The sequence below is a fragment of the Lysinibacillus boronitolerans JCM 21713 = 10a = NBRC 103108 genome (assembly GCF_000772935.1).
Lineage (GTDB): Bacteria > Bacillota > Bacilli > Bacillales_A > Planococcaceae > Lysinibacillus > Lysinibacillus boronitolerans.
Window position 1 is genome coordinate 91,417 of record NZ_JPVR01000070.1, and the last position, 14,354, is coordinate 105,770.

A 14,354-nucleotide genomic window follows, 5' to 3' on the forward strand; every position below is an offset into this window, starting at 1 on the left:
TCTTTAGTACAATAAGAATATCCAAATAAAAGGAGTGAAGTTTCATGACACAAAATTTGAAAAATCTAGATCTAACTGTTGAACTAGACAAAAAAATGTATAAAAAGAAATTAAAAGTACTCCAATATGAGATGTTGAACGCACAACAATTTTTATTAAAAAACAAGATTGGCTTGATTTTGGTATTCGAAGGAATGGATGCGGCTGGTAAAGGTGGCGCTATTAAACGATTAATCGAACGTGTCGATCCTCGCGGTTATGTTGTACATCCTATATCTGCCCCTCAAGCTCATGAATTACGCTACAATTATTTACAACGATTTTGGAGAAAATTGCCTCAGCATGGGCAAATCGCTATTTTTGATCGCTCGTGGTATGGTCGCGTATTAGTAGAACGCATCGAAGGATTTGCAACAAAGGATGAATGGTCTCGTGCTTATGAAGAAATTAATAATTTTGAGAAGATTTTAACTGCAGGAGATTACATAATCATTAAGTTCTGGCTTCATGTATCAGATGAGGAGCAATTAAAACGCTTTAAAGAACGTGAACAAAACCCTTACAAATCTTGGAAGTTAACAGCCGAGGATTGGCGCAATCGAGATAAAACACCTCAGTATATTGAAGCAGCAAACGCGATGTTTGAAAAGACAGATAAAAAAGATGCGCCATGGATCTTAGTAGCTGGAGATGACAAAAAGTATGCCCGTGTACAGGTGCTACAAGAAACCATTGCACACATTGAACGAGAGGCTCAAAAACGTGGTCTTCATTTAACAAATGTGTTAGACAATACACAACTAGAGGATGCTGATTCCTCCAGCTTAGAAATAGTAAACGAGAAAAAGAAAGAACAAAAAACTAAATAATTGAATTGTGCTGTTATGACAATAAGACATGAGCTGTTTTGGTTGTAGCAGCCTCTTTTTTTACATACAATAATATAAAAATAGGGTTTGGAATGACGGATTGACCAATGTAACAAAGAGAAATGTATTGATTTTTATTGGAAGGCTAGTGTGGAGAAATGGTGCTTAAAATTTGGAATCTATTAAGAAAAAAGGGTGGGAATGTGGTAACGATAAAGGGGGAAAAATGCTACATCCGCACATTCCAAGAAAAAGATGCACGAAGTTTAACGGGTCTCGTAAGCCGTAATAAATATTTTTGGTCTATATACGAGCCACTACAAAGACCTGAATACTATACAGTCGATGCTCAATACAAAAAAATCCAAGAAAGTCTCTATTTAATGGAGTCAAAGCGTGAATTTACGTTTGGTATTTTTGAGCATGGTACAAACAATCTAATAGGGCATATTGCACTTTATGCTGTCAAACGCTTACCGTACTCGAGTGCATTTGTTGGCTATGCGATGGATGAGATTTATGTTGGAAAGGGCATTGTCACAGAAGCTGTGAATATGGTGGTTCGATTTGCATTTGAACAAATTGGTCTACATCGTGTAGAGGCCTATGTATCAACACAAAATAATGCCTCCATGCGTGTATTAGAGAAGGCTGGATTCCAGCAGGAGGGTCTGCTAAGAAAGCTACTGTATATCAATGGTCATTGGGTAGATCACTATATGTATGCACGTTTAGAGGATGAATAGAATAATAAGTGCCTATCTTCCACATAGTGAGGATAGGCACTTGTTCTTTTATGAATGTATCAAGAAATAATTTTATTGTTTATTACCATCTTCAATTAAATCTAGATGACCTGTATTTGGATCAATTATTAAACCATGAACAGGTACGTCTTTAACCATTAGTGGGTGATTACGAATTGTATCGACACTTTTCTTAACACTTGTTGCTACATCACCGAAACCTCGTAAAAATTCTTTTAAATCAAAACCGGAATATTCCAACATTTTGATTGTTTCTGGATCGATGCCTCGTTGTACCATTTCGCTAAGCATGGCATCAGGATCAACCGCACTCATACCACAGTCATAATGTCCAACGACATACACCTCATCAGCTTGTAGGCCATAAACAGCAACTAATAAACTACGCATAACTGCACCGAAAGGATGGCTTACTAACGCACCAGCACTTTTCACTATTTTTACATCGCCATTACGCAAATTCATCGCTTTTGGTAAAAGCTCTACAAGACGAGTATCCATACAAGATAAAACAACAATACGTTTATCAGGATATTTCGTAGTGATGAATGGCTCATATTTTTTTTCTTGTACAAACTCTTTGTTAAATTCTAGAATATCTTGTAACATTGTCATGAATATTGCTCCCTTCCTTACAAAAAATATTGTAGAGCAAAATTTTCAATATGCAAACAATAAAGACTGTATTCAGATAATTTTTACAATAAAGAAGCAGTTTCATACGCTTTAGTAGATGAAATAACTTATAAGCTATAAAAAAACAGCTACCTATAATAGTAGCTGTTTTTTACACATTAAAATTTTTCGTTTGGCTTTGGATCTACAGTTACTGAAGACTTGCTATCTAAACCAACTTGTAGGTAGTGGATGAAGAATCCCATTGAAATTAATAAAACTACTGAAAAGCCAAGAACAGTTGTAACGAACATTATTAGAGCTCCTCTCTACTTAAATGATCTACTAAAACTCCCTAAAACAATTATACAATAGGTTACTAGGAAAATCTAAGGATAATTTATGACAACCTTAACATACTTAGCCTAGAATACTATTAGTAGGAATGGATTATTTAGAATGCCCAATTTCCATCACGAAATATCGGGTCTATTTGATCATCATGTGTTATTCCGTTTATATTCATTTTATTCGAGCCAATCATAAAGTCTACATGTGTCAAGCTTTGGTTAAGACCATGCGCACTTAGTTCCTCAGAAGTCATTTCTTTGCCGCCCTCAATGCAAAATGCATAGGCACTACCAATGGCTAAATGATTGGATGCATTTTCATCAAACAATGTATTGTAAAATAATAGGTTGGATTGTGAAATAGGTGATTTGTGTGGCACTAATGCTATTTCACCAAGGTAATGAGCACCTTCATCCGTTTCAATAAGAGAAGCTAAAATTTCTTGGCCTTGCTCCGCCTTGACGTCAATGATTCGACCATCTTTAAATGTTAAGGTGAAATTATCTATAATATTGCCGCCATAGCTTAAAGGCTTAGTGCTTGATACATAACCATTAACACCTGTTTTTAACGGTGCTGTAAAAATTTCTTCAGTTGGCATATTGGCCATAAATGTTTGGCCTTGTGTACTTTTACTACTACCTCCTGTCCACACATGATGTGGAGGCAGTTCAATTGTTAGATCCGTGCCTGGTGCCGTATAGTGCAGTGACTTAAATTGCTTTGCATTTAAGTAATCAGCTTTGCTATGTAATTCCTGATCATGGGCATGCCAAGCTTCAACAGGATTTTCAACGTCTATACGTGTGGCTGCAAAGATAGCTTGCCATAATGCATCTATTTGCTGTTCTTCTGGTAGGTGAGGGAAGACCTTTGCTGCCCAAGCTTTAGAAGGAGCAGCAATGACCGACCAGCTAAATTTATCTGCTTGCAACCAATGATAATAGTTTGCAAGTGCTTGGCCAGATGCTTTTTGGAATGCCATGATTCGATCACGCTCAATACCTTTTAATAAATCTGGATTTTGTGAGCTAATGCTTAAGAAGGCAGCACCGTGTTCAGCTAACCATTCACGTTCCTGCACTTTCCATGGTGGGAAAAAATCAAATGAGTCTTTTGGTGCTCCTTCATAGCGAGCACGTACAAGTTCATCATCGGATATATCGACAAAAACTTGTTTTGCACCATTTTTATAGGCTATTTTAGTAATTATTTGTGCGAGTTTTAGATTATCAGTCGAACAGCTTATATAAAGATACTGATCTTTTTGGATATTTACTCCTACTTTCACCGCTAACTCTGCATATTTTAGTAATTTTGTGTCAAACGATAATAACAAAATCATATCCCCCTTCAATTTAAGACAGTTAAGTGTATTATTCTTAATTCAATATAATCAAAAATGGTCGAAATGTGAATAAAAAGCATTAATTACATCGAAAAATATATGAAATACATTTATACTAGAAATAAATATATTTAAAATATGGAAAAAAAGACGAAATAACATTAGATAGTAGAGATTTGGAGGTTCTAGAATGGATAAGTCGTCGATTATAGGGTTAATACTTGCTTTAGTAGCATTATTAACAGGGATGGTAATGAAGGGTGTAAGTTTATCTGCATTTTATAACCCTGCAGCTATCCTAATTATCATTTTTGGTACTATTTCCGCAGTAACAATTGCCTTTCCTATGCAGGAGTTAAAGCGTGTGCCAAAGCTATTTAAAATTCTTTTTAAAGAAACAAAATTAGCAAATGATATAGAGATTATTAAAATGTTTTCACAATGGGCTGACTTAGCTCGTCGCGAAGGGCTACTAGCACTTGAAAGTAAGGCTTCAGAGATTGAAGATCCATTTTTAAAAAATGGCCTTACATTAGCAATTGATGGTCAAAATGCTGACTACATACGTGATGTCCTAACAGAAGAAGTAGAAGCGATGGAAGAACGTCATACTAGTGGAGCAGCTATTTTTACGCAAGCAGGTACATATGCACCTACTTTAGGGGTTCTTGGTGCAGTAGTAGGGTTAATCGCCGCATTGGCTGATATGAATGATATCGAAAAGCTAGGACATGCTATTTCAGCTGCCTTCATGGCTACACTACTCGGTATCTTTACAGGGTATGTTTTATGGCATCCATTTGCGAACAAGCTAAAGCGTAAATCTGCTTTAGAGGTAAAACAAAAGAGAATGATGATTGAGGGTATCCTTTCAGTATTAGAAGGGGAGGCACCACGTGTTATTGAACAGAAACTATCATCATACTTAACAATGGAAGAACGTCGTCAAATTTCTGGTGAAAGCGGGGCGGGTGGCCTTGGCAAAGAAAGCTAAGAAAAAAAAGCATGATGAACATATTGATGAGTCTTGGTTAGTGCCATACGCAGATATTTTAACTTTGCTGCTAGCCGTGTTCATTATTTTGTTTGCCTCAAGTTCAGTCGATCAAGAAAAGCTAGAAAGAATGTCGGCAGTTTTTAGTCAAGTCTTTGATGGTGGAACTAGTTTTCTAGACCAGCCTGCACCAGTGCCTACTCCGAATGCGGATAGCGACCAAACGCCACAGCAAAACTCTGCCTATTTAAAGGATCAACAGGAGTTAGCTGAAATAAAAGATAGTGTGGATAATTTTATTGCAGTCAATGAAATGGAAGATCAATTTGCCACAGAAATGACGGATGAAGGGCTACTAGTGACTATCCGTGATAGTATTTTATTCGATCCAGGGCAGGCAATAGTTAAACCTGAGTATGTCCCTATTGCCAAAGAGCTATCAACAATGCTGGTATCTGATCCAGCCCGAAACATTGTTATTACAGGGCATACAGATAATGTACCAGCAGGTCCGAACTTTTCATCAAATTTTGAGCTATCTGTATTGCGTGCAACGAATTTTTTAAACCTTCTTATTGAAAGTAATGACCAATTAGATCCTACGCGCTTTAGTGCAAAAGGAAACGGCGAGTATCGCGCGATCGCACCGAATGACACAGCCGAAGGACGCGCAAAGAATCGTCGTGTAGAAGTATTAATTCAACCATTAGTTACTGAGGATGGTTCAGAAACGAAGAGTTCACAGTAATAAAAAAGCTATTAGCAGCAGACAAATGTCTTTAGCTAATAGCTTTTCATTTTACCTATTTACGTAAAGATCCTAATTCAGCAACAATCGCTTGCATTTCGCTTGGACTAAAAGTTTCTCTTTTCATAACCATTTCATATAGATACACTAAATCTTCATAATTTGCTTCATCGAAGTTTTCTGATTTCATCGCATCGACATTCACCATACGAAGCTTGTCCTTCATTTGATCAACCATATACACAACGTTTTCTTTAGACGGAACTGATAAATCCATTTTTTACCCTACCTTTCGTAATCCTCGCACATATCATTTCATTGAATAAAAAAAATGTCAACTCCGTATTTGGGCATTGCTTTAAAAATAGACTGTTATTGGGTAGAATAAGTGCAGAAGACTGTTTATTTATGAAATAATAGGGAATATCCAACTATACAAGCAGGGGGTTTTAATATGGGTCAAAGTAAATTATTAGCATCTATTGTAGCAGGAGCAGCAGTAGGAGCAGCATTAAGTATGTTAGATCGCGCTACACGTGAAAAAACAATTGCCTCAACAAAAAAGATGAAGGAAGCCATCTCATACTATGCAGCAAATCGAGAAGAATTGCAGGTTTTGGTTGAGGAAAAAGTACTCGCGGCAAAGGTGCTTTGTGAAAGCGTGTCAGATAATGTCAACACAATTGCTGAAAAGGTGGATGAATTTAAGGATTTACCTTCCACGATACAGGGAATGATTGAAGATACGAAAACAGCCTTTACGTTACCTCATAAGGAGTGAAGGGCGTTTTAGGAGGAATTGTATGGAAAAGAAAAAAGCAACATTGCATAATACTTTTGGATTTGTAAAAACGTTTGTCTCTCCAGATGAGGGAGCGATTGATATTATGACATCCAAGGGCTTTATCCAAGATTTAATAGGTCGACTCAAGCGAGTTGAAATATCTGCGCTTGCTGCACAATTGGCTTATTTCTTTTTACTATCGTTCTTCCCCTTACTTATTTTCTTGGTAACACTACTACCATATCTTAACTTGCAAACAACTCAGGTCTATTCATTTTTAGTGAATATATTACCAGATGAAGTGTATAAGCTTATTGAAAATACACTGAATGAGATTTTAACAAATCGAAACAGTAGTTTACTTTCCATTGGGGTTTTAGGTACAATTTGGTCTGCATCTAAAGGCATTAATGCACTAATTCGTGCCTTAAATAAAGCCTATGATACAGAAGGGAGAGCAGGTATATTAGATAGGGGCTTATCACTAGTTTTTACAATCGCCCTCGTTATTGTTATTGCCGTTGCTCTCTTATTGCCAGTCTTTGGTCAGCAAATTGGCCATTTCCTCTTCTCAATCGTCGGAATAGAGGAGCAGTTTGAATCAGTTTGGCATAGATTAAGATGGTCAATACCGCCATTATTGATTTTTATCGTATTAATGGGCATCTACTGGTTTGTGCCAAATACAAGTCCACGTTTGAAAATAATGGGCGTATGGCCAGGGGCGCTATTTGCCACACTTGCTTGGTTAGCAGTCACATATGGTTTCTCTTTTTATATTAATAATTTTGCAAATTATTCTGCTACATATGGTAGTATTGGTGGCGTCATTATTTTAATGCTCTGGCTATACTTTACGGGAATCATTTTAATCTTTGGTGGCGTATTAAACGCTACAATGCAGAAAAGAGCGCTTCAAAAGGAAATTCGTCGATAAGGAAATAATAAGCTTTTGCAAAAGCCTCGCTATACTCATAATGAGTAGCGAGGCTATTTTATCTTGATTCAGCTGAAAACGTCCACCTCTATAAGTGGTGAGGTAAATGCACCAATTGTTCAATGGGTGTCCAGAAAACGCCTGAAACAAGATAAAAGCCCCAGCGGATGTCACAGATTTTGAAGAGGAGCTTTCAAGCAAGCTTGAAAACAATCTGGACGTAATTACGCTGAGGCTTGATTGATGTTAAACATTTTTATTGAGCATACGTAAACCATTTAGAATAACTAGAATTGTACTACCTTCATGTCCGATTACGCCTAAAGGCAAGTCGACTACTTGTAAAAAGTTAGAGGCGATTAATAAGACAATTACCCCGATAGAGAAGAAAATATTTTGTTTCACAATACGTTGCATTTTACGTGATAAACGAACAGCATAGGCAATTTTTGATAAGTCGTTTTTCATCAGCACAACATCCGCTGTTTCAAGCGCAACATCTGTGCCTTCACCCATAGCAATGCCAGTAGTTGCAGTAGCCAGTGCAGGGGCATCATTAATACCATCGCCGACCATACCTACGAATTGATGTTGGGTAAGTAATCGTTTCATTTCAGTTACCTTTGTTTCGGGCAGACACTCCGCAACATATTCCGTAACGCCAGCTTCCTGAGCAATTGCTTTGGCTGTTTTTTCGTTATCGCCTGTAAGCATCACCACTTGAATACCAAGTTCTTTTAATAGTGTTATAGCTTTCTTAGCTTCATTGCGTACAGTATCTTTTAGCGCTGTTAATGCAACAATTCCTTGTTGGTCGCGAATGAATATAACTGTTTTTCCTTCTGCTGCAAGTCTAGTTACAGCACTATTTGCAAAATTGTTGGCAAGTTGCGCATCAACAAACTCTGGTTTGCCTACTTGATACTCCTTGTTTTGAATCGTTCCTTTAATACCCCAGCCTGGAATATCTTCAATTGTTGCCTGTGGCAATACGTCGATTCCTTCAGCCTTAGCATATGAGGTAATAGCTTGGGCAAGGGGATGATTGGATTGAGATTCAATTCCTGCGAGAATTGCTAAAGCCGTATCACGTTCTACGCCATCACGAACAATAAAATCTGTCACAACTGGTTTTCCTTGAGTTAAAGTACCTGTTTTATCGACAGCCAATGCACGTAATACACTAAGATGCTCTAAGTGTAAACCACCTTTAAATAGCACACCATTTTTTGCACCATTTGATATCGTAGCAAGTGTTGCAGGCATAATAGACGCAACGAGTGCACAAGGAGAAGCAACTACTAATAACACCATTGCTCGGTAAAAGGTTGTTGTCCAGTCCCAGCCGAGCAAGAAGTGGGGAAGAAACATCATGACGGCAACACCAAGTAAAACAAATTTTACATAAGTCCCTTCAAATTTTTCAATGAATTGCTGAGAGGGAGATTTTTCACTTTGAGCACTTTGGACGAGCTGTATAATTTTTTGGAAAAGTGTCTCTGAATTCGCCTTTGTCATTTCCATTGTAATAGCACCATTTAAGTTTACTGTGCCTGCAAATACTTCGTCACCTTCACCTTTTGAGATAGGCAGGGGCTCCCCGCTTATAGCTGATTCATCAATGGAAGATTGGCCCTTGAAAATAATTCCATCTGCAGGAATGCGTTCACCAGGTTTAATCAATAAATGATCCCCGATTTGTAATGTGGAAACGGACACCTTCATCGGCTCAAATCCACCACGCACTAACCATGCTTCTTCTGGCTGTAAATTCATAAGGGCTGAAATTTCACGATGACTTTTATTCATCGCATATGTTTCAAGTGCACCACTTACTGCAAAAATAAATATTAGGATGGCACCCTCAGTCCAATAGCCAATTGCTGCTGAGCCAATTGCTGCTAATACCATTAATAGCTCAACATTTAACTTTCGCTCTTCTATGGTTTCTTCAATGCCTTCTTTTGCTTTAGCGAAACCACCTACACAAAAGGCAATTAAATATAATAGAACAGAAGCTGTTGTTTGTCCACTTGAGTCTAAACGCCATGCAAGTAAGATGAAAATTCCAGCCATTAATGCAGCGATTAATTCTGCATGTTCTTTTATTTTCTCAATTAAGTTTATGTTTTCTCGATTAGAGTATTCCATCTATATCCCTCCTGATAATGAAAATCAATATCAAAACCTTTATAAAATAACATTATTTCGAGCTATTCAATTGAAAATGGATTTCAATTACCATCTGTTTTATTTAGAATTATTATAACAAAGGAATTTATAAAAATAAAGTAGGAAGTTTGATGAATTTTAAACAATTAGACAAAGATTGTAAATTGAAAAAGGCACAGTTTATTCACTAGGAATATTCTGTGCCTTACAAAATTGTGCAATAAAACGAGTTACCGCTACTTACTATTTAATTAGAAAACTCTTTCTGCATGCAAAGCAAGTTTTTCTAATGATGATTTATCCACATCTGCATGTAGTGAGTTACCATGTGAATCCATTGTTACAACTGCTGTAAAGTTTTCAACATTTAAGTGCCACATAGCTTCAGGAATACCAAATTCCATTAAATCAACACCATCAACGCCTTTAATACAGTCCGCATAGTATTGTGCTGCTCCACCGATTGCATTCAAGTAAACGCCACCATGCTCATTAAGCGCTTTTAATGTTTTTGGTCCCATTCCACCTTTACCAATAACAGCACGGATACCGAATTTTTTCATGATATCGCCTTGATAAGGCTCCTCACGAATTGAAGTAGTTGGACCAGCCGCTTTTACTGTCCAATTGCCTTCTTCATCCTTAGCCATTACAGGTCCACAGTGATAAATAACTTGTCCATTTAAGTCAACTGGTGCATCGTGGCTCATTAAATGGTGGTGGATGGCGTCACGACCAGTATACATACGACCAGTAATAGAAACAACATCGCCAACTTTTAATGAACGAATTTGTTCTTCAGTAATTGGCGCAGTAAGTTCTACTACATCTGTAGTTGTATCTTCTGTTGTAGCAGCTACTTCATTCTCTTTGAAGGTAATTTTTTCACCTTCTTGGTAGTGCCAATTCAAAATTTCGCCAGTTTGAGGATCGATGTCCACAGCCATGCGACGGTAAGCCCAACAATTATATGCTACTGATACATAGAAAGAAGCTGGAATACGGTGCATGACGCCAATTTTACAGCCTAATAATGTTGCTTCACCACCGAAGCCCATTGTACCGATACCAAATGTGTTAGCTGTTTTAACAACATACTCTTCTAATTTTGCAAGATCTGCATTTGGATTTGTATCTTCAACATGACGGAATAATTGCTCTTTTGCTAAATCATAGCCAGAAGAACGGTCTCCACCAATACCTACACCAATGAAACCAGCAGAACAGCCTTGACCTTGTGCTTGGTATACGGAGTGTAAAATACATTTACGAATACCATCTAAGTCACGTCCTGCACGACCAAGACCTTCTAATTCGCATGGTAGACTGTATTGAATGTTTTTATTTTCACAGCCGCCACCTTTTAGAATTAACTTAATTGTAATGTAATCTTTTTCCCATTGTTCAAATTTCATCACTGGCAGACCATCACCAAGATTATTACCACTGTTTGCACCAGATAATGAATCCACCGCATTCGGACGTAATTTAGCATCTGCAGTTGTATCGTTGATTGCTTTTTTGATTGCAGCTTTAATTTCTAATTGGTTTACGCCAACAGGAGTATAAATTTTGAAAGTTGGTAGTCCTGTATCCTGACAAATTGGTGACACGTTATCTTCTGCCATAATAATATTATTTGCGATTGTGTCTAAGCTCATTGCTGCACGAGTACCAGCATTCTCAGCTTCTTTTGCTTTTTTAATAGCACGACGTACATCCTTAGGTAGATTTGTAGATGTTTCAGTAATTAAATCGTAAAGACTCTTCTCCAAAGTTTGTAGATTCATTGGTATTGCCCCCCATAGAAAAATTGATTATTTCCACGTTACATTATACTCTTTTCAACTAATGAAAAAAAGAGCCGTTATCTAAGAGCCCTAAATTAAAGCATATTTTAATAGTATGGAAGAGGGGTATTGATTTTACAGAACGTTTGTTCTAAAATAGAATAAATCCATTATTAGGAGGAACTTGCATGACTGCTAAAACTTTACTTGAATTACCAGAAGCTTTCGAACAATATAGACCTTTAATAGAAGGAACATTGAAGCCTGTAGTATTGGTTGATACGGAGATAAGTAAAACAACTTTATTTCAAAGTAAGTTTGCAGGAGATCCTTATTTCCCGTTGGCAATGGACTATCCGAAAAACAAAAAGGGACAACCGTTAAAGCTATTAGCTCAAATTAACTTTGCAGAGGTTCCAAAGCATTTATCCAATTTCCCAAAAGAGGGGATACTGCAATTTTATATTGATGGTTATGACGATGTTTTAGGAATGGATTTTGATAATGGGCAAAATCAAGAAGGCTTTCGTGTAATATTTCATGAACAAGTTACGCAAGATGAAGCACAGCTTATTCAAGATTTTTCTTTTATAGAAATAGATGATGAGGAACTATATTTTCCTGTTGAGCGTGAAATGGCATTATCCTTTACTACAGGCGTTGAACCAATGTCGATTGATGATTTTAGAAGCAACGACAAGTACGCTAGCATCTTAACAGCTTTGGAGAATGATGAAGCATTAGAAGACAGCTTCTATGATGCTATGACTGGTGATGGACATAAAATTGGAGGGTATCCATTCTTTACGCAAGAGGATCCTCGAGCTTATGGAGATTATAAAGATTCAATCATTATGCTGTTACAGATTGATAGTGTCGGCGACAATATTCTTTGGGGCGATTGTGGCGTTGGCAATTTCTTTATCACAGAGGAAGAGTTAATGAATAAAGATTTTAGCAAGGTACTTTATAATTGGGATTGTCATTAAAAAACAAGCGAGCACACGATGCTCGCTTGTTTTTTATTCATTATTGTTCACGAGCATGAAATTGCTCCATTTTGTCCTCTAAATCATCCATCATTTGGATTAAGCGATCAATATCTTCTAACTCAGCTGTTTCAGGATCAAGGGCATCTAATACTTCTAAAAACATCTCTAGACGCTCTTTTAAATAGGTTACTTGTTGCTCTTTATCAGTGATTGGCTTTGACATTCGTACACCTCATTTCATCCCTTTCATCGTAGCGGATTTGAGCTTAAATTTCAATGTTTAGGTAAACACCTAGGACTAAGAGATTAATTTTAAAAAACAATAGACAGAATATTTACAATATTGAGGATGTATGTTAAAGTTGTTTTAAGATAAAGTAAAGGAGCTGATTGAAAAAAAGTCATTTGCCAACGCTAACTCGAAAAGGAGGGAGTTTAAACAAGTAATCGGTAATATTCAAAAGCCGAAATTCGTGTTTATACAATTAAATGAGGATAAGTATTAGTTAAGCCTTAGCGTAAAATCACATGTGGTGAGCGCTAAGGCTTTTTGGTATGCTGTTCTTTGGAAGAATGACTTGATATTGGAGGAAAAAATGACGTACTTCTCAGATTACAGCAAAAAAAGATTTACCATTCTAGTATTAATTGTATCCATATCAGGCTTTTCTCAAGGGATGCTTTTACCGCTTATTTCGATAATATTTGAACGAGATGGGGTATCCTCTGCATTGAATGGCTTGAATGCAACTGGCTTATACATAGGGACATTACTAATTTCACCATTTATCGAGCAGCCCTTACGCAGATGGGGCTATAAACCGATTATTTTAATTGGTGGAGCACTAGTTTTTGCGTCTTTACTTACATTTCCTTTATGGAAAAGTGTGACCTTTTGGTTTGTCCTTCGTTTATTAATTGGTGTAGGCGATCATGCCTTGCATTATGCCACTCAAACATGGATTACAAGTACAGCAGATCATAAAAGCTTAGGGAAGGGGATGGCCATTTATGGCTTATCATTTAGCATAGGTTTTGCTGTTGGGCCACTTATGGTGAAGCTCATTGAAATTGCTGAAGCGCTACCGTTTAACGTATCTTCAATAATGTGCCTCTTTGCATGGTCCTTTGTATTTCTCTTACAAAATGAAAAGCCTGAGCGTTTAACAGGTGATTTAAATGCCAGAGGATGGCAACGGTATAAAATGGCTATTTTATTTGGGTGGATTGCCTTTTTAGGTCCATTTGTTTATGGTTTTCTGGAGTCTTCACTAAATGCCTTGTTTCCTGTCTATGCATTACGCAAGGGCTTTGAAGTCGGCATGATTCCTATCATTTTATCTGTGTTTACATTTGGTGGTATTTTAACGCAAGTGCCGCTCGGTGCACTAGGAGATAAAGTAGGGAGAAGAAATATTTTGATGATTGGTTCATTTGGTGGCGCAATTATTTTTGCGATTGCAAGCTTTTTAGAGCATTCACAATTCGCTGTAGCTGTCGCATTTTTCTTAACGGGTACACTGGTTGGCTCGATGTTTTCTTTAGGGATTACATTTATGGCTGATTTGACGCCAAAGGAGCTACTGCCTACGGGGAATTTACTTTGCGGAATTGCTCTAAGTATTGGTAGCTTAACAGGTCCATTTTTAGGTGGAGTTTATTTAGAATATGTAAAAAATTATAGCTTCCTTTTACTTGTGGCTATGCTTTTGCTAGCCGTTGCAATCGTTTTATTTATATTTGGACGCCGCAAGCATCAACAACCAACGATGGCAAAATAAAAAGAGCGGGGCTCATCTCCCGCTCAAAAAACAAAAAACGCCCAGCAAATCCGTGCTGTTATGGCGTTTTTTGCGTAACAAGGATGTTCCGTCCATGTTACATAGGTTTGGCACCTAGAAAGTTATTATACAGACATGTTCTAATGAAAGCAATAAAAAAGAAAATGGAGATTTTTGGACATTATCAATCCTTCTATTTATAATAA

General features: G+C 37.2%; 15 protein-coding genes. 8 read left to right on the forward strand and 7 right to left on the reverse strand.

Annotated features, from left to right (window positions below; genetic code table 11):
- Positions 1 to 44 precede the first annotated feature (44 nt).
- Together CD31_RS08760 and CD31_RS08765 are read left to right on the forward strand one after the other, a co-directional pair.
- Positions 45 to 869 carry a polyphosphate kinase 2 family protein gene (locus CD31_RS08760; RefSeq protein WP_036076955.1) on the forward strand — a complete coding sequence of 275 codons (825 nt, stop codon included), beginning with the start codon at positions 45 to 47 and terminating at the stop codon, positions 867 to 869.
- A gap of 158 nt (positions 870 to 1,027) precedes the next feature.
- Positions 1,028 to 1,615, forward strand: a complete 588-nt coding sequence (locus tag CD31_RS08765; protein WP_016995361.1) for a GNAT family N-acetyltransferase — start codon at positions 1,028 to 1,030, stop codon at positions 1,613 to 1,615.
- A gap of 72 nt (positions 1,616 to 1,687) precedes the next feature.
- Here CD31_RS08765 and CD31_RS08770 read toward each other — a convergent pair whose 3' ends face one another.
- The 3 genes from CD31_RS08770 to CD31_RS08775 form a co-directional block, all read right to left on the reverse strand.
- Positions 1,688 to 2,251, reverse strand: a complete 564-nt coding sequence (locus tag CD31_RS08770) for a beta-class carbonic anhydrase (RefSeq protein ID WP_004225593.1) — start codon at positions 2,249 to 2,251, stop codon at positions 1,688 to 1,690.
- A gap of 179 nt (positions 2,252 to 2,430) precedes the next feature.
- Complete coding sequence (locus tag CD31_RS24015) at positions 2,431 to 2,565, reverse strand: hypothetical protein (RefSeq protein WP_016995362.1); 135 nt, start codon at positions 2,563 to 2,565, stop codon at positions 2,431 to 2,433.
- A gap of 140 nt (positions 2,566 to 2,705) precedes the next feature.
- Entirely contained in the window at positions 2,706 to 3,947 is a 1,242-nt protein-coding gene (locus CD31_RS08775) for an aminopeptidase (RefSeq protein WP_036076957.1), read from the reverse strand.
- A 193-nt stretch (positions 3,948 to 4,140) separates the two neighbouring features.
- Here CD31_RS08775 and motA point away from each other — a divergent pair, with 193 nt between their 5' ends.
- Both motA and motB read left to right on the forward strand, forming a co-directional pair.
- Entirely contained in the window at positions 4,141 to 4,944 is an 804-nt protein-coding gene (gene motA, locus CD31_RS08780; protein WP_004225583.1) for a flagellar motor stator protein MotA, read from the forward strand.
- Positions 4,928 to 5,692, forward strand: a complete 765-nt coding sequence (gene motB / locus CD31_RS08785) for a flagellar motor protein MotB (RefSeq protein WP_036076959.1) — start codon at positions 4,928 to 4,930, stop codon at positions 5,690 to 5,692. The genes motA and motB overlap by 17 nt, the downstream gene beginning before the upstream one ends.
- A 55-nt stretch (positions 5,693 to 5,747) precedes the next feature.
- On the opposite strand, the gene CD31_RS08790 is transcribed toward motB, so the two are convergent.
- Positions 5,748 to 5,969 (reverse strand): DUF1128 domain-containing protein, encoded by a 222-nt coding sequence (locus CD31_RS08790; RefSeq protein ID WP_016995366.1) that lies wholly within the window; start codon positions 5,967 to 5,969, stop codon positions 5,748 to 5,750.
- 177 nt (positions 5,970 to 6,146) lie between these two features.
- On the opposite strand from CD31_RS08790, the gene CD31_RS08795 reads away from it, so the two are divergent.
- Positions 6,147 to 6,473, forward strand: a complete 327-nt coding sequence (locus CD31_RS08795; RefSeq protein WP_036076961.1) for a hypothetical protein — start codon at positions 6,147 to 6,149, stop codon at positions 6,471 to 6,473.
- 22 nt (positions 6,474 to 6,495) lie between these two features.
- Complete coding sequence (locus tag CD31_RS08800) at positions 6,496 to 7,413, forward strand: YihY/virulence factor BrkB family protein (RefSeq protein ID WP_016995369.1); 918 nt, start codon at positions 6,496 to 6,498, stop codon at positions 7,411 to 7,413.
- 246 nt (positions 7,414 to 7,659) lie between these two features.
- Here CD31_RS08800 and CD31_RS08805 read toward each other — a convergent pair whose 3' ends face one another.
- Entirely contained in the window at positions 7,660 to 9,564 is a 1,905-nt protein-coding gene (locus CD31_RS08805; RefSeq protein WP_036076963.1) for a heavy metal translocating P-type ATPase, read from the reverse strand.
- Positions 9,565 to 9,836: 272 nt separating this feature from the next.
- Positions 9,837 to 11,375, reverse strand: coding sequence for a fumarate hydratase (locus CD31_RS08810; RefSeq protein WP_016995371.1), 1,539 nt, complete (start codon positions 11,373 to 11,375; stop codon positions 9,837 to 9,839).
- A gap of 188 nt (positions 11,376 to 11,563) precedes the next feature.
- On the opposite strand from CD31_RS08810, the gene CD31_RS08815 reads away from it, so the two are divergent.
- On the forward strand, positions 11,564 to 12,364 hold the full coding sequence (locus tag CD31_RS08815) for a YwqG family protein (RefSeq protein ID WP_036076966.1): 801 nt from the start codon (positions 11,564 to 11,566) through the stop codon (positions 12,362 to 12,364).
- Positions 12,365 to 12,404: 40 nt separating this feature from the next.
- Here the strand turns inward: CD31_RS08815 and CD31_RS08820 are convergent, their stop codons facing one another.
- Positions 12,405 to 12,590, reverse strand: coding sequence for an SE1561 family protein (locus tag CD31_RS08820; RefSeq protein WP_016995373.1), 186 nt, complete (start codon positions 12,588 to 12,590; stop codon positions 12,405 to 12,407).
- A gap of 373 nt (positions 12,591 to 12,963) precedes the next feature.
- Between CD31_RS08820 and CD31_RS08825 the strand changes: the two genes are divergently transcribed.
- Entirely contained in the window at positions 12,964 to 14,148 is a 1,185-nt protein-coding gene (locus CD31_RS08825) for an MFS transporter (protein WP_036076968.1), read from the forward strand.
- Positions 14,149 to 14,354: the final 206 nt, after the last annotated feature.